Raw genomic sequence first — 14,791 nt, 5'->3', positions numbered from 1 at the left:
CACGAAGCAAAGGAGAATGAAAATGAGTAAATTGACTTACATTCGTTGTGGAGATTATGATATACCCAACCTAAAACTTTCTGAACAGCCGGAAACTTCTATCGGCAAGTACGGAAGGATGAGAAAATCCTACCTAAAGAAACATCGCCCCATTCTCTACAACCAACTGCTGATGAGCGAGAAGCTGTATCCACACCTGTTAGAGATTGACCGGACAGCGCAGGAGCGCGTGGACACCATGTTGCCTCACATGATGGAGACTGCGGGTGTCACGGAAGAACTGAAAGCCTGTGACCCTATGCGTTGGGTGGGGCTGATGAACACATTAACGGCACAGATTGAGGAAATTTTAATCAGGGAACTGATTTGCAGCTGAATGGGAGGTGCGGGAAATGCTGACCTTTGAAAAGATTTTGAAAGTGTTTCAGGCATATCTGGATGATGATCCACTGTATGAGGTAGTTCAGACCAGCCACGGTTATACATTGATGGCATGGGAACCCCACCGGAATGACTGGTACAGCGCTGAAATACAGAAAACCCCGGAGGATTTACGGAACGCTTTGTTGGGTACATACGCCAACTTTCTGGAAGATAAGATTACTGGAAATGACCGTGACCTGACTGCGACAGAAACCGGAGAAATCCAGCAGAGGTGCCGGGAACTTTTGGAAAAGTGCCGGGAAACTTGATATAGAAACGCCAGAAGGAGGCCGCGATTATGCGTCCTCCTTCTGGTTCGCAGTCTGTTCCATTTTGAGCGCCCCGTCTATGGCACCTTCGATAATCGGCAGGTATTGTTCAGGACAGAGCTTCAGCTTGTGGCTGACCCGCTGCCGCTGTGCGCTTTCTTCCCGCATGATCTCCGGGTTAAAATATCGCTCTACGGGAAGTCCGCAGACCTTAATCAACTGGATCATCACAGGCAGGCTCGGAATCGCACCTTGATTCTCAATGTTGGCAAGATACCGCCATTCAATCCCAACCATTTCTGCCAATGTTTTTCGTGCCAGACGCTTTGCCTCTCGTGCGGCTTTGACATCTGCGCCGAAGGTTTCAAATCCGGGACAATCTTCAACTTTCGCCATATAGCATCACCCAGTTACATTGTATAATTCATACTCTGCCCGGGGAATGTTTCTATATGCAGGTTAGTTGAAGTTTATAATTCATCACTGATATTTGTTTTCCACGGTGGCTGGGCAGATAGATCTTTTATATCTCATACTAGGTCGTATCTGAAAACTCAAAGTTTCACAAAAATGTGATATAATCATTGCAAAGGAGCTGAGATACATGGCAAGATGATATGAAGTAAGTGACGACGAGTGGAGCCGAATTGAGTATCTGTTTCCCTCAGCTAAAACTGGCAGACCAGCCAAATGAGATAATAAAATCATGTTCAATGCCATTCTTTGGCTTGCTCGCAGTGGTTCAGATTGGGAGGATATGCCCAATCGTTATCCGCCGCACCAAAGCGTTTACAGTCGCTTCTGCAAATGGCGTGATGACGGAACTCTGGGGGCTGTATTCCATATGCTGAATGCAGATCTTGAGACACTGAGTATATACAGTACTTGTAGATATAGGTGGAAATAATGTAACTACCGAATCAATCACTTGAGTTTCGCAAGAATCCAAGTGATTAATCCAGTACATAGGTTACTTACAAAATTACAATTATGATGAAAACGGGAATAAGCATCCAGATAAGTAAAAACCAGGGAAATTTCTGCCCTATGAACCAGCCAATCAAGATATCAATCAGTACCATCGGGATTAGAATCAGGCAGCCAGGGAGCAACAAAGTCTCCCAGTGATACCAATGAAAAAATCTTCCATAAAATACAGCAGCCAGAAGGAATACAGCAGCGATCAGAAGGAGTGAGCCTATAAAGGCTGCACTGCATCGAATAGCTGCGTAAACCAGTGGATTTACGGGTGTAGCATGGGTGATTACGGCTGTTTTCTGTTCCGATTTTGAAAAGAAAAATGACAGAAAGAACAGGGAGCCAATCCATAAAAGGGGAAGGAGCCGAAGAAGATAGTCACAAAAACTTTGCACAGAAAAGGGAGCCGTCTGTTCGATTCCTAAAAGTGTTACCTGATTTAAGATCTGCCATCCGGTAAATAGAATAACGGTCAGGATACCAACAAAAAATTGATTCCAAAGAAGTCTTTTTAATTCGTAAAAAAAGATTCTAGTCAAGGTTTAAATCCTCCTCTGTTAGCTTACAGGCATCTAAGAATTCCTGTTCGGTCAAGTAGGGGTACATAGGATCAACGTCCCGGTTAAAAAGCTGGTACAGGATCAGATCCATTGGCTCTTCGCCGCCAAGGAGTTCTTCTGCTTTCAAAATTTTTAGAGGCATTTCATTGTAGTACCGCATGTTAGAGAGTTGGTTGGAAATGTCCAAACGTTTTTCTTCGGGTAATGCCTCCAGGTATTGTGGATTGCGGATGTAAAAGTTATTGTAATAGTCATCGACTGCTGTTTGCCACTGGTCAATGTAATGTTCTTTGGCATAAGCTTCTCCGTAAAGCTCTTTGATGATTCGGTATGTGGTATAAACAGTTAGTCCTTCTGCAGACCAGGCACTGTCTGGCTGGGAAACATCGAACATGGTTCCAAGTCCCCACCACTGATGAACCATTTCGTGTATCATGACTTCTCCGGGAATTCCGCCTTTTTCAGAGTTGTGCAGATTTTGTGTCGTGAAATCCTGTTCATCTACCAAGCTGGCGCCGGAAACTGCATAGCCTCCTCCAGCTACTCGCCCTTGAATCAGCTTCAAAGAATCGAGGGAAGAAAAGGAAGGTATTCCGTAATGGGAAGAGCAGTATTCCATGACAGTCTGGATAGCTTCGACGGCATTGGCTTCTTTCATGATTGGATGGTGTTTACGACCATAATAGAACTGAATGGATGTACCAGCGGCATTAATATCTTGGCGAACATAGTCTCCCGCATAGAGAATTCCACCAGTTCCCGTATCTTCAATTCTCCATGTAATGGTTCCGTTATCATGCTCTATTTCTTTTTTTGCCTCAGCAATCCCAAAGGGAATGACTGTCATGGTATCTGGGAGCGTAATATCTGTGATGGAAGAGAACATACCATCAGCAGTCCCCACATTCATGATCATGGGAGCCAGGGTCTGATTTTCCAGGCATAAATACTTTGAGCTGATTTCCGGTTTTCCCTGCATGGTTTCCATAAGGTTCCAGTCTTGCGGGAATCCTTGGTAATCAAAACAAAGATCGATGGATTCAAGATCAGGGATCGTGATATTTAAAAGTGCCATATTGGATTCCTGGTAATCGTCAATTTCGAAGGGGACAGACTGACCATTGGCCTGGACAGAATTTATCTCATAACCGGGATTGATTGCAAATGCCACCTCTTGCGCTGTTCCTGTCATATTTTCAATTTGAAAGGATGTAGTGCCGGATACAGTTCCCCTGGAAAGATTGGGATGGACATCTGTGACTTGTTTTCCGCAGAATACACCATCTAGGTAAGGAATTTCGTAAAGGGCTGTGGCAGACAAATCTGGATTGCTGTGATCCAGAAATGGCTGGGACTTGTATAAAAAGCCGCAAAAAGCAAAAAGGCAGACAGTAATCATAGGACGCCAGAAGTGGCGACTGCTGTATTGCATGGATCCCACAGGTCCTTTTCCATATTGCCGGATACACAGATAGGACAAGAGCCAGATTGCTGTTGCACCTATGATCCAGGTAAAACGCATATAAGCTACCGAACGGAAGATACGGAAGTTTGTAAAATCATCCGAGATTGCCCATACACAGGGGTTTAACCAGCAAAGCTGCCAATTATCTTTCCAAATGGTCAGGCTTAGTCCGGCTAGGGCTGCCAGTATGACAATAGACAGATCCATACGGCGAGTAAACTGATATGCGGCAGAGGATAAAAGGATGGAAATGGGCATTGCCATTCCCATAAATAAAAAATAGCACAGGAAATAGGTCAAGCCATCAAAAATGCTTCCGGAAGCCATCATGGTAAATGGCATCCAGACAGCTACAGTGATACTCCATGTTAAACCAGCAGTACCTATAAGAGACAACAAACGGATACAGGAGGCGGTTAGAGGAGAGACAACCGAATAGAGGAGAGCCTCCATCTGCCCGCGTTTTACCCGATCCCATTCCCAGACAGTCAGGAATGCAAATAGAAGGCTAGAAAAGATTCCAGCTGCCAGAGAGGGATTGGCCAGATAGGTTCCTAAAGTGGTAGCTTCCACTGGTTGATATAGAAACAGACCCATGATAGGGGAAAGGATAGTAAGTCCCATTATCAGCCAAGTGATAGGTGAGCGCAAAAGACGCCGGAACTCTAACCAGAATAAAGAAAAGATTCTCATTGCAGTTCCTCCTTGGAGATCAGATAAAGATAGGCATCTTCTAAGGTTGGCTCTTCTGCGTGAGCGTAAGAGGGAAGGGTTTCCCATACGCCTTTGCAGCGTATTCCGAAAGCAGTATTAACGCGGCTTGTAATGTGAAGCCCCTGCTCATGAGACATATCCTGTTCAAAAAAGGTGCCTACATGTCCAACAGCAAGCCGGATCAGGTCAGATGGTGATCCAGTAAAGAGGATGGAGCCGTGGTGGATAACAATCAGCTGGTCACAGACAGACTGTACATCCTCAATGATATGGGTGCTTAAAAGTACCAGACGTTCCTGAGCAGCTTGGGAAAATAAATTGCGAAAATGGATCCTTTCTTCGGGGTCTAATCCTACCGTTGGCTCATCAAAAATCAAGAGTTTTGGATTACCTAAAAATGCCTGAGCGATTCCAACACGCTGACGTTGACCGCCGGACAGCGTTCGAATCCGGGCATTGGATTTTTCTGTAAGGTTGACTTCCTGGATCACTTTAGCCAAAATGGTTTTTGTGTTGGATAATCCCTTTAAAGCAGCCATATAGTCCAAGAACTGATAAACAGTCAGCTCTTCATAAAGCCCAAATGTCTGGGGAAGGTATCCCAAATGACTCTTTAGCAGGCGTTCCTGTTTCAAAAGTGGCTGTCCATCTACAAGGATACTTCCGTTTGAAGGAACCAGGGCAGCTGTCAAAAGCTTCATTAGTGTGGATTTTCCAGCACCGTTTGGTCCCAAAAGCCCGATCATGCTGGGAGCTTTTAGTTCCAGATTCAAATTTGAAAGAGCTTGTTTCCCATTGGGATAGGTCATACTTAAATCCTGAATGCGAATGTCCATGTTGTTATATCCTTTCGTTTTTAGATTCCTGCATTTTTAGGTTGGACAGCTTTTGTTCCACCCTGCATTTCACATCATCACTCAGTGGGATGGAATCGGCGGCAGCCTTTAACTGTTCTGCAATATAATCATCCAATGGATCCTGACCGGGAATATAGTTGGATGGAATGGTATTTGGGTTTTCTTTTGTCATAAGCGGCCTCTCTTTCTGTTGGTATTTTATATCAGAGTTCCATGATCCAGTTTCAAAATGTGATCAGCTGCTTGAGCGACTTCCCTGCTGTGGGTAACAACGATGACACATTTACCAAGCTCATGGGCTGTTTGTTTTAGGAGTTCAATAATCTCTCCCGTTGTGGTTTCATCCAGGTTCCCAGTTGGTTCATCAGCAAGAAGAACCTTTGCTTCACTGGCCAGAGCACGGGCAATCGCCACTCTTTGCTGCTGACCACCGGATAACTGGAGGACATTCCGGTTCCAGGCATCCTGTGGGATATTTACTTTGGTGAGAAGTTCTCTGGGATCTTTGGTTCCGCCCAGCTTTACGTTTTCCTGGGCGGTAAGATAATCAATCAGGTTATAGTTTTGAAATACCAGAGAAATATGGTGTCTGCGATGGAAATTAAGTCCACATTTTTGAATATCCTCCCCATCGTATTGGATCACTCCTTCGCCAGGAGTGTCCAGTCCGGCAAGAAGGGAGAGAAAGGTGGTTTTTCCGGATCCGCTGGAGCCTATGATGGAATAAAATCTGCCTGCTTGAAATCCGGCGGATATTTGGTGCAGCACAGGGATGTTTTTTTGTGTTCGGTAAGTATAACTTATATGGTTTGCTTCCAAAATCATTGCAAGACCTCCTAACTCATTTCGCTCAAAATTTCTCTTGGCTTTTTGCGGAGCATCGTAATTCCTGCAAGAGAAACAGATGATAAGGTTAACAGTGTGATGCTGATGCCATCAGCACAGAACATGGATGAGGACAGAGATATCTGTACATCCGTTACTGTCAGCTCTGGGGCAACATATTCAGTCTGTATTTGATTTGCCGTTTGATCTTCTTGAAGCTGTGCCTGTTGTTCCTGTTGAACGACCAGGTATTCAGCCGCAGTTTTGGAAACCATAGGAGCAGCCAGAAAAGAAAGGCTGACGGCAATAATTCCGATGAAAAAGGCCTCCAGAATCATTTGAAAAAGGATTTCCAGCTTTGAGATTCCTAAGGACATCAGGATCCCTATTTCATGGGTTCGGCTTTTCATCCAGAAAACAAAAATAAGGGATAAAATAATGAAACTGGCACCAGCAATAATGAGTAAAAGCATTTGGCTGATATGCTCCAGGTCATTAAAATTGGATGCCATAGTATCCAGATTTCCATTGTTATCAATCAAATCATACCGTTCCCAGTTGATGTCAGTCTGTTGGATTCGTTCCTTTACTGCTTCGTATTCATCGACCTGTTCAACTTTGAAATAGGCTTTTTCAAACAGTGGGGAATCCTGTTCCGCTTTTGCCGGAAAGTCCAGATTTGTAAAAATAATATTTTCGGAGCGGTAGGTGTCGCCGGACATATAAGGAGTCATAGGTTCCCTGACCTGGTAGATACCTACAATCTCTGCATATTGGATTGGACCTTCCTGCTTAACAGGGGAAAAGCCGATCCGGTCACCGACTGTAAGATTATTTAAAAGGGCAAGTTCTTCTGATATTACACAGACATCCTGGTCTTGGGGGACAGTCATACGCCCATCTTTTATGGTTACGACTCCATTTAAGACATTAGAATCCAAATTCATCGTGCGGTTGCCTACCAGGGAAACACCTTTAGAATCATAGGTTTGATCTTTGTCCGGATCTTCAATTCGGGAAAAGCCCTCTGGCTTTACAGGAGTTGGAACCGTTGTAATATTGTAATCAGAGATTCCGGAAGCAGCAGCTATTTTTTCAATGTCTTCCCGGACGAGGGATTCAAAAGAATGATCCGTCCACACATATCCGGAGGGCTGTCCATTGCTGATGATCGTTTCTGCATGAACGCCTTGATAACTGCCGCTTTGTCCGACTCCGAACTTTTCTTCGATTGCTTCAAATGCTTCCTGAAGACGCTTGTTCCGATTTTCCGGGTTCCCTTCTAACAGGAAACCGGCCCCGATTGCCTGCCGGGTGCTGTCTTTTGCTGCAACATTAGCAGAGCGGCTTGCCATACCAGACAGAAACAGAAGACTGATCGTACCGATTACAAGAAGCAGAAGGATGCTTTTGACTGGTTTTCTGAGGCAGGATCGGATGGCTCTTTGAAATAGATTCACATTATCCCTCCATTCTGGATAAGATATCTTTTGGGTTGGTAGTTAAAACGGGAACCAGGGACAGCAGCACTGCTGTCAAAATTACCAGGCTGCCAGTTGCAAACAGAACGACAATTTCTTTCATCTGAAGGCTTGGTGTCATGACAAGTGCGAGTTCCGAGACTGAAAGGATGGCCTGCACTACATTAGCACTGAGAGTTCCAAGACAGCACGCCCCTACGGCAGCCAGGAGAAAGATCATGACAGATTCCAGAAAGGTCTGGAGAAAGATGGCTCCCTTTGACTCTCCAAGACTGATGAGTACAGCCATTTCCATCTGACGGCTTCTCATCCACATACACAGAAGCAGAGAAACAATAACGGTTCCGGACAAAAGTGTGAAGGTCATCATAAGTTTTGTAATCCGAATGATCTGTTCCAGAGGGGCTTTCATCTGCTGGTATAAGAGATCGGAGGATGTAACCTTTGCCTTTTCTCCCAACAATTCCTGCAGTTTCTCAGCCAGAGTCTCTGTCTGCTCTGGCTGATCGGTATAAACAATCAATCGGTTAAACCGATCGGCACCGAATAGGGTTATATAGGATTTGGCATCGATAAAAATCTGATTTTCGATACGGTACAGGGAATTCAGAGTATTGTCCTGTTGGTGTTCATTTCCGGAAAGAAACAGGCCACAGACGGTTGCGGAAATGGTTTTTCCATGCTCATTTTCCAGACGAATCCGATCTCCGATGGAAATACCATTGATTGTGGCAAATGTTTCATTTATGACTGCACTGGAATCAGACTGCGGATTGATCAGTTTTCCACCGGTCAGGCGATAGTTCTGTGTGGCAAAGGGACCATCTTTTTCTAAATCGTCATAAGCGGTTAAACGAATCTGTGAATTTTCCGGTTTCTGAGAATCACTGGCTGTAATGGGTAAGAAATCGGAAAGATAACCTGGGCTTTCTGCATGACGGTTCAGGAATGTGACATGAGGCAGCTGTGTTGCAGCAGAAATATCCTGACTGGAAAGCTGGTATGTATCCTGCGTGATCTCACAGACTGCTTTCGCCTTTGATTTTTCCTGCATAGACACTTTGGTTGTTTGGGCGGCATGAAGAATCATGACAGTGCCGAGGATCATACTGTTTACCAGTAAAAGGATCAGAAATAATAAAACAGTTTTTGACCGTTTGCGGAACAGGTATAAGCAGGCTCTGTGATAAAATGACATGATAGTTTCCTCCCTGCTTATTCGTAACGGATCAGGAAAATCTGCTTGGCCAGAATCGCTCCGGATTCGTCTGCTTCACCATAGACAGCGATAGATGTTTCTTTTTTGATATCTGCGGCACTTGCGGTTTCCAGTGCAAGTGCTCCGGTAGATTGGTTGATGCGGGCAAGCTGGAACGTGCAGTTTTCCAGATAGTTGACAGTAAGGAGATTTTCCGCATTTTCTGAATCAACGGCCATGATGGCAGCCCCGGCATCCGTTACTGAGAGCGGGTTAAGGGTCAGCCCCGTATCGGAAAAAGCAGTTACCTCACCAGAGGTAGTGGCAGAATCCAGTAATTCTTCTGCATTGGCAGGCACATTGTTTGGATGTGTTTCTGAGGATTCCTGTTGAGCTTGTTCTGTTTGGGGCTCAGATACAGCACCGGTCTGCTGCATTTCGGTTTCTGCCTTAACAGGCTGATTCTGAGGTTTACCCTGACACCCAGCCAATGAGAAAATACATAAGAGAGTTGCGAATCCTACTGTTATTTTTGTGTGTTTCATGTGATATCCACCTTTCTGTTATTTCTATAAGGCTTGAAATGCCCATAGATTACTAATTTGATGTTCCAGTGTTTGATAATCCCAAAGCTGATTGCTTCGCTCTTTACTGTTTGGATCCTTTATGATAAATTTTCCATCCTTGAGTCCCGTGATAACAATGAAATGCCCAGTTGTTGTAAAATCACCGGGACGCATACTGCAGATGATTGGCTGTCCAGATGACAAGGCGTTTTCCATTGCTGATTGAGAGAGAGTCAATTCTTCTCCGATAATACCGAAATGGGATGCACCATCGCTCATCAGAGACCAGCTGGTGCCCGAATCTGGGGCATAATACCCTTGCTGCGTGGCATAGCTGGCTATTGTATAGGGGGTAATGGTGTTTTTGCCGGTTAGACCAGCAATTACCATAGACAGGCAAGTAGGACCACATCCGTTTACCGCTATTACATCGTCTCCATAGAATGCGTATCCCCATCGTGGATCGTATTGCAGAAGGAGCGGATAGGTTCCAAGTTTTACATCACCGATGGTATCAGAGAAAACCTCTCCTTTTTTATTGGGATACTCCAACACAAAGTCCAACATATCCAGATTTTTGGATAACATTTCGAGGAGTTCGGAGGGGTATTCCTGAAAGTGATCGATAATGTCCTGTATTTTTGGCTCCTGTTTTTTCAATGTCTGTAGGGTCTGTAGCAGATCCGCATCCGTAGAATCTTCTGTCGGAGTATCGGATGCATTGCTATTTCCATCCGCCGCTATGACCATACAGTCAGAATCTGAACTAGGTGGTGGGGCAGATCGGTTCTTGTAAAAAAGACGGACGGCACATATGCTGATAACCGAAATAAGTGACAGACCTAATATTATGCGGTGGATGTTTCGACTATGGGATTTTCTCCGCCGTTTTCGAGGTCGTTGTTGAGAGTCCAATTGAGTTCCTCCTTTGCTGTTTTCTGCATACCATTTTATTCAAAAACTTATCTAAAACTCCTCTAAGAAAAAGAAAGATTTTGATGGATTTTTAGAGGACTTTTAGAGATTTTCTTTGTTATATTTGATATACTAAACCGTGAAAAAGAAAGGGATGATTTATCGTGAAGATACTTATATTGGAAGATGATATAGAGCTGAGTTTAGCAATGAAGCAGGAACTCCTGAAAAATGATTATATGGTGGATTGCTGCCACGATGGAGAAACAGGGCTTCTCTATGCACTAAATATAGAATTTGGATATGATCTGGCGATTGTCGACCGGATGCTGCCAGTTATTGATGGCTTGACAATTATTAAAGCCATGCGTAAAAAAGGCATTTCGATTCCGGTAATCATTATTACAGGGATGTCCTCTATTGATGATCGGATTGACGGTCTGGATGGTGGGGCAGATGACTATCTGGTTAAGCCATTCTATATCCGTGAATTATTGGCAAGAGTACGGGCTTTGACTAGAAGACCCCATGAAATGAAAGAACAGGATACTCTTACCTACCAGGATTTAAGACTGGAACATTCCAACCGGAAACTTCAGGCGAATGGAAAAGAAATCCTGTTGACAGCGAAGGAATCGGAACTTTTGTACACCTTGCTCAAATCACCAGAAACTCTTCTGACAAGAGAACAACTGGTTCTAAAAGTCTGGGGAACTGATTCGGATATTGAACCTGGAAATGTAGATAACTATATTTCCTTTCTTAGAAAACGGTTAAAGGAATTGAACAGCATATGTGAAATAAAAACCATTTATGGAAGCGGCTATCAGTTGAGGTGCGGTCTATGTTGAAGCAATTATATCGAAAACTGCATTTAGTCTTTGTTGTGACAATCATGGCGATTGTTACAGGGGTAATTGGATTTTCCTTTTCTAATCATGTAAAAGTAAGTGAGGCAGAACAAGTAACTCTTTTACAGAGAATGACCTCCTTAATCGTCAGCCAGTTGGAGAAAGAAGGAGCGGATCCTGAAGAAGTTCTTTCTGCCTATGAGAAAGATATGTCTATAACATCAAAATTGACGGATGCATATGGTGAGCTTCTCTATCAAAGTGCAGATGGTCTGGAGGATGTTGAGGGGAAGCTGAATAATGTGGGGATGCAGGTCATTACTTATTCGGCAGAAGGAGACGGTGATCCAGCAGAACTTTCGGTTTCAGAGGGAATGTCTGAGGTGGAAGGTGATAATCATGAGAGATACTTGCTCAATTTGACACATGTTACTTCTGAGGATGATAAAAATCATTCATTGATACTGGTTTATGAGCAGAGACCCATATTTCAAATGCTTTTGGAACAGTTTCCGATGTATCTTGCAGTCTGGATTTTGACCTTGCTTTGCGTTAGCCTGGTCAGCCGATTTCTATTGAAGAAAGCATTTGAGCCAACGGAACGTATGTTGCAGAGCCAGAAAGAATTTGTTGCTTCGGCTTCTCATGAACTAAAAGCACCACTGGCTGTGATCGTGGCCAATGTAGAGAGTATGCAGCATGAGGCACAAAACGAAGGATTTCAGGGAAATCTAAAAGTTATTGATTCGGAGTGTATGCGTATGTCACGTTTAATTAAGGATATGCTTCTTCTAGCGTCATCTGATGCAGAAAAATGGACACTCCATACTTCTGAGGTCAATGTGGATACACTTCTGATTTCTTTGTATGAAGCCTATGAGCTGCGGTGTATGAAAAAGAAGATAAAATTGGTTTTGGATCTGGGAGAAAATCTGTTTCCAACTATTACGACAGATCAAGAGCGGCTGTTTCAGCTGCTTAGTATCTATCTGGATAATGCATTGCATTATAGTCCAGCAGGAAAAGAAATTCAGATTCGAGTGGATGTGTCTTTAAAAGAATTGACATTCTGGATTGTAGATCATGGAATCGGTGTGGAAGAAAAGGACAAACCGTTTATTTTTGATCGGTTTTATTGTGCAGACCAGTCGCATACGGATAAATCGCATTTTGGGCTGGGGTTAAGCATTGCAAAGGAACTGGCGCAGATGTTGCATGGAAAGCTAGGTATGGAAGATACGACAGGAGGAGGAGCATCCTTCTTTTTCACATTGTCATTGAAATAAGAAATATAGGATTTATTGAAGGGTGGAGTTATATGAATAGTATTGATTGTAGATGATGATAACGAACTCTGCACTTTGATTAAACAAAGTGTGCAAGTGGAAAACATAGAAGCAGATTATATTGTTCAGTCTGCTGGTTCCATAGCGCTTACCGGAAATTCATCCTTACAAGGTACGAAAGAAAAAGGAATTAATGATTATACCAGAAGCTATACAGTCAACTATGAGGATTTTTCAGATACAGAGTATTTGTTCGGAGGAACTTCCATAAAGAGAGAAGCCAGTAAGGAGCTGTCTATTGATTGCACTTTGGAGATTATGGAAGGTACTGCAAAAGTATTTTGGATTTCTGGATCGGATGAAGCAATCACTTTGATTGAAGCAACCAGAACTTATAGTGACACAATTACATTTCCTGCTGGTGGAAATTATATCGGCATTGAGTGTGAGGACTTTACTGGAAACATTGAATTGAATATTGAATAACATTCTGCCGGACGACGGCAAAAGAAAAAAGCCGTCGTAAAGCAGACACATTTCCACGCGCCTATGAAGCGGCGGTTTTGAGAAATCAGAGCCGCCGTTTCTTTTCGTCTACGCTAAACCAACGACGACCTAACACCGTGTAAATCCACGGCGGCACATAGGAGGATTGCCGCCGTGTCTATTTTTGCCTTTTTTCACAGTGCCCATGATCTGCACCAGCTAAAAAAAGCCTGTTCCCAGCAGCGGAGCAATGCGGTCAGAAGTATGCACTATACCATGTAACTAAACAGCAAAATATACCCTATTACGCTCGTATGGCTTTATGCCGTCCGGGCGATTTTTTGTCCCTATGGAGCCGGAACATCGGGTCAGCATGGCCCGAACTTTATCCCCGGTGCCGTTCTCCGCCGCCCCATTCAGATTTTCCCGAAAAAATCTGAATGGAGGAAAGGCAGATGGAAGTTACCATCAATTATAACGGACAAGCTGTGGCCGTGGAGGTCACGCTGGAAGTCTATGAATTTCTTGACCGGGCCGATCACAAAACGGAGAACCTGTTCCATGAACAGCGGCGGCATTGGGATGGCCGGGAGTTTGACGAGTACATCATTACCACCGAGGGCGTAGGAGCCTACGGCGAAACGCCGGAAGAATACCTTTGCCGCATGGAAACGCTTCATGAGCTGATGGCTGTTCTGGGCACCTGTACCGAGGCCCAGCGCCGCCGCTTCCTGCTCTATGCGCTTGACGGGCTGAGCCTTGCAGAGATCGGTGTGCTGTGCGGCTGCTCCAAAGTGGCTGTGTATCAAAGTGTGGAGGCGGTCAGAAAAAAATTTATAAATTTCTTTGAGAACAGGCTTAACGAATGACCTGTTTTCTGGCTACCAAGTGAAAGGGATCATTTCCCTTATCTCAGCGAGGGGCGGACAGCGGACGAGCTGCCCGCCTCTCCGATTTTCAGGAGGTAAGCCTATGAAAACAATCAATCTGCGGTGGATGTATCCCCACTACCGGCATGACGAGTTTGTGGATGTTACAGACGAGGTATGGGCAGCGATGTATCAGGCCCAGCGGGAGATGGAGAACTATGAGCGCCGGAAAGTCTACCACCGCGCCTACTACTCTCTGGACGCATACAGCTGGCTGGAAAATTACGCACTGGAACACAGCAGATCGCCGGAAGATATTTTGCTGGAACGAGAAGAAATGACCACCCGCCTGCACCTGATAGCAGCTCTGCCGGTGGCTCTGGCTCATGCCACTCCGACACAGGCCCGCCGTGTTCACGCCTACTATATTGACGGTATCAAGCAGCCGGAAATCTCCCGGAGAGAGGGTATCCATAGCAGTAAGGTCAGCGTTGCCATCCACCGGGGGCTGCGGAATATGCGCCGTTGCTATGATGACCTTTTTCAAACAGAGTGAGGGCGTGCCTATGCAGACCATCAATCTCAAACAATATTATCCATTTTGCAAAGAGGACATTTTTGTGGAGGTGTCCGATGAGATCGTCGAAGCGTTTCTTCTGGATAAGAGAGCCGAGGCCGCCAGAGAACGCAAGATGTTCCGGTATAAGGCGTTTTACTCCCTCGATTGTAACGACGGAATCGAAAATGCCGCAATCGGCTGGGCGCAGCCATCGCCGGAGGATTATCTGATAGAAAAAGAAGAATTAGCCGAATACGAAGAACTGATACGGCGATTGTACGAAGCCATTTCTTCCCTGCCACCTATGCAGGCCCGCCGTGTCCATGCCCGCTATATGCTGGGTATGAAAGTGAAAGATATTGCCGCAATGGAGGGTATCACACCATCACAGGCGGGAAAATCCATCCACGCCGCACTGCGGAGGCTGCGCCGGTACTTTGCGCGTCAGAAATGGACGGTCAATCTATGAGCGTTTCCAAAGAAAAGAGG

General features: G+C 44.7%; 18 protein-coding genes. 9 read left to right on the top strand and 9 right to left on the bottom strand.

Features of this window, described 5'->3' with window-relative positions:
- Positions 1 to 22: 22 nt before the first annotated feature.
- The gene (locus ACESON_RS08350; protein ID WP_097784692.1) at positions 23 to 376 is read left to right on the top strand and encodes a TnpV protein; all 354 of its coding nucleotides are present in this window, start codon (positions 23 to 25) and stop codon (positions 374 to 376) included.
- Between the two features lie 16 nt (positions 377 to 392).
- Entirely contained in the window at positions 393 to 692 is a 300-nt protein-coding gene (locus ACESON_RS08345) for a hypothetical protein (protein ID WP_373109202.1), read from the top strand.
- Between the two features lie 27 nt (positions 693 to 719).
- Here the strand turns inward: ACESON_RS08345 and ACESON_RS08340 are convergent, their stop codons facing one another.
- Complete coding sequence (locus ACESON_RS08340; protein WP_373109200.1) at positions 720 to 1,088, bottom strand: helix-turn-helix transcriptional regulator; 369 nt, start codon at positions 1,086 to 1,088, stop codon at positions 720 to 722.
- Positions 1,089 to 1,398: 310 nt separating this feature from the next.
- Here ACESON_RS08340 and ACESON_RS08335 point away from each other — a divergent pair, with 310 nt between their 5' ends.
- Complete coding sequence (locus ACESON_RS08335; RefSeq protein WP_373109198.1) at positions 1,399 to 1,599, top strand: transposase; 201 nt, start codon at positions 1,399 to 1,401, stop codon at positions 1,597 to 1,599.
- A 602-nt stretch (positions 1,600 to 2,201) separates the two neighbouring features.
- Here the strand turns inward: ACESON_RS08335 and ACESON_RS08330 are convergent.
- From ACESON_RS08330 to ACESON_RS08295, 8 genes are read right to left on the bottom strand one after another with little or no spacing between them, the layout of a single operon-like run.
- Entirely contained in the window at positions 2,202 to 4,388 is a 2,187-nt protein-coding gene (locus ACESON_RS08330) for a hypothetical protein (protein ID WP_373109197.1), read from the bottom strand.
- Positions 4,385 to 5,245: an ATP-binding cassette domain-containing protein gene (locus ACESON_RS08325; RefSeq protein WP_373109196.1), complete on the bottom strand. Its 861-nt coding sequence runs from the start codon at positions 5,243 to 5,245 to the stop codon at positions 4,385 to 4,387. The genes ACESON_RS08330 and ACESON_RS08325 overlap by 4 nt, the downstream gene beginning before the upstream one ends.
- A gap of 4 nt (positions 5,246 to 5,249) precedes the next feature.
- Positions 5,250 to 5,438, bottom strand: a complete 189-nt coding sequence (locus ACESON_RS08320; RefSeq protein WP_066545584.1) for a hypothetical protein — start codon at positions 5,436 to 5,438, stop codon at positions 5,250 to 5,252.
- A gap of 26 nt (positions 5,439 to 5,464) precedes the next feature.
- A complete protein-coding gene (locus ACESON_RS08315; protein ID WP_117498586.1) occupies positions 5,465 to 6,091 on the bottom strand; it encodes an ABC transporter ATP-binding protein in 627 nt (208 codons plus the stop codon).
- A gap of 11 nt (positions 6,092 to 6,102) precedes the next feature.
- Positions 6,103 to 7,551, bottom strand: coding sequence for an ABC transporter permease (locus ACESON_RS08310; protein WP_294019487.1), 1,449 nt, complete (start codon positions 7,549 to 7,551; stop codon positions 6,103 to 6,105).
- A 1-nt stretch (position 7,552) separates the two neighbouring features.
- Complete coding sequence (locus tag ACESON_RS08305; RefSeq protein ID WP_294019485.1) at positions 7,553 to 8,770, bottom strand: ABC transporter permease; 1,218 nt, start codon at positions 8,768 to 8,770, stop codon at positions 7,553 to 7,555.
- 17 nt (positions 8,771 to 8,787) lie between these two features.
- Positions 8,788 to 9,315, bottom strand: a complete 528-nt coding sequence (locus ACESON_RS08300; RefSeq protein WP_294019483.1) for a hypothetical protein — start codon at positions 9,313 to 9,315, stop codon at positions 8,788 to 8,790.
- A 24-nt stretch (positions 9,316 to 9,339) separates the two neighbouring features.
- Entirely contained in the window at positions 9,340 to 10,086 is a 747-nt protein-coding gene (locus ACESON_RS08295) for a C39 family peptidase (protein WP_294019481.1), read from the bottom strand.
- A gap of 329 nt (positions 10,087 to 10,415) precedes the next feature.
- Between ACESON_RS08295 and ACESON_RS08290 the strand changes: the two genes are divergently transcribed.
- The 6 genes from ACESON_RS08290 to ACESON_RS08265 all read left to right on the top strand — a co-directional run bounded on the left by ACESON_RS08290 (position 10,416) and on the right by ACESON_RS08265 (position 14,771).
- Positions 10,416 to 11,102, top strand: coding sequence for a response regulator transcription factor (locus ACESON_RS08290; protein ID WP_373109192.1), 687 nt, complete (start codon positions 10,416 to 10,418; stop codon positions 11,100 to 11,102).
- Positions 11,096 to 12,388: a sensor histidine kinase gene (locus tag ACESON_RS08285; protein ID WP_373109191.1), complete on the top strand. Its 1,293-nt coding sequence runs from the start codon at positions 11,096 to 11,098 to the stop codon at positions 12,386 to 12,388. Before ACESON_RS08290 ends, ACESON_RS08285 begins: the two co-directional genes overlap by 7 nt.
- A gap of 75 nt (positions 12,389 to 12,463) precedes the next feature.
- Positions 12,464 to 12,874 carry a hypothetical protein gene (locus tag ACESON_RS08280; protein ID WP_373109308.1) on the top strand — a complete coding sequence of 137 codons (411 nt, stop codon included), beginning with the start codon at positions 12,464 to 12,466 and terminating at the stop codon, positions 12,872 to 12,874.
- Between the two features lie 455 nt (positions 12,875 to 13,329).
- On the top strand, positions 13,330 to 13,743 hold the full coding sequence (locus ACESON_RS08275) for an RNA polymerase sigma factor (protein ID WP_373109190.1): 414 nt from the start codon (positions 13,330 to 13,332) through the stop codon (positions 13,741 to 13,743).
- Positions 13,744 to 13,846: 103 nt separating this feature from the next.
- Positions 13,847 to 14,299 carry an RNA polymerase subunit sigma-24 gene (locus tag ACESON_RS08270; protein ID WP_373109188.1) on the top strand — a complete coding sequence of 151 codons (453 nt, stop codon included), beginning with the start codon at positions 13,847 to 13,849 and terminating at the stop codon, positions 14,297 to 14,299.
- Positions 14,300 to 14,309: 10 nt separating this feature from the next.
- On the top strand, positions 14,310 to 14,771 hold the full coding sequence (locus ACESON_RS08265; protein ID WP_009589128.1) for an RNA polymerase sigma factor: 462 nt from the start codon (positions 14,310 to 14,312) through the stop codon (positions 14,769 to 14,771).
- The last annotated feature ends 20 nt before the right edge of the window (positions 14,772 to 14,791 follow it).

The sequence above is a fragment of the Lachnoclostridium sp. Marseille-P6806 genome, from assembly GCF_964238185.1.
Lineage (GTDB): Bacteria > Bacillota > Clostridia > Lachnospirales > Lachnospiraceae > Brotaphodocola.
This window is presented reverse-complemented; position numbering and strand designations above follow the sequence as displayed.

What these genes read in the sequence shown, in the direction of transcription:
- ACESON_RS08350 (WP_097784692.1), top strand. Translation starts at nt 23, where the DNA reads ATGAGTAAATTGACTTACATTCGTTGTGGAGATTATGATATACCCAAC.
- ACESON_RS08345 (WP_373109202.1), top strand. Translation starts at nt 393, where the DNA reads ATGCTGACCTTTGAAAAGATTTTGAAAGTGTTTCAGGCATATCTGGAT.
- ACESON_RS08340 (WP_373109200.1), bottom strand. Translation starts at nt 1,088, where the DNA reads ATGGCGAAAGTTGAAGATTGTCCCGGATTTGAAACCTTCGGCGCAGAT.
- ACESON_RS08335 (WP_373109198.1), top strand. Translation starts at nt 1,399, where the DNA reads ATGTTCAATGCCATTCTTTGGCTTGCTCGCAGTGGTTCAGATTGGGAG.
- ACESON_RS08330 (WP_373109197.1), bottom strand. Translation starts at nt 4,388, where the DNA reads ATGAGAATCTTTTCTTTATTCTGGTTAGAGTTCCGGCGTCTTTTGCGC.
- ACESON_RS08325 (WP_373109196.1), bottom strand. Translation starts at nt 5,245, where the DNA reads ATGGACATTCGCATTCAGGATTTAAGTATGACCTATCCCAATGGGAAA.
- ACESON_RS08320 (WP_066545584.1), bottom strand. Translation starts at nt 5,438, where the DNA reads ATGACAAAAGAAAACCCAAATACCATTCCATCCAACTATATTCCCGGT.
- ACESON_RS08315 (WP_117498586.1), bottom strand. Translation starts at nt 6,091, where the DNA reads ATGATTTTGGAAGCAAACCATATAAGTTATACTTACCGAACACAAAAA.
- ACESON_RS08305 (WP_294019485.1), bottom strand. Translation starts at nt 8,770, where the DNA reads ATGTCATTTTATCACAGAGCCTGCTTATACCTGTTCCGCAAACGGTCA.
- ACESON_RS08300 (WP_294019483.1), bottom strand. Translation starts at nt 9,315, where the DNA reads ATGAAACACACAAAAATAACAGTAGGATTCGCAACTCTCTTATGTATT.
- ACESON_RS08295 (WP_294019481.1), bottom strand. Translation starts at nt 10,086, where the DNA reads ATGGTCATAGCGGCGGATGGAAATAGCAATGCATCCGATACTCCGACA.
- ACESON_RS08285 (WP_373109191.1), top strand. Translation starts at nt 11,096, where the DNA reads ATGTTGAAGCAATTATATCGAAAACTGCATTTAGTCTTTGTTGTGACA.
- ACESON_RS08275 (WP_373109190.1), top strand. Translation starts at nt 13,330, where the DNA reads ATGGAAGTTACCATCAATTATAACGGACAAGCTGTGGCCGTGGAGGTC.
- ACESON_RS08270 (WP_373109188.1), top strand. Translation starts at nt 13,847, where the DNA reads ATGAAAACAATCAATCTGCGGTGGATGTATCCCCACTACCGGCATGAC.
- ACESON_RS08265 (WP_009589128.1), top strand. Translation starts at nt 14,310, where the DNA reads ATGCAGACCATCAATCTCAAACAATATTATCCATTTTGCAAAGAGGAC.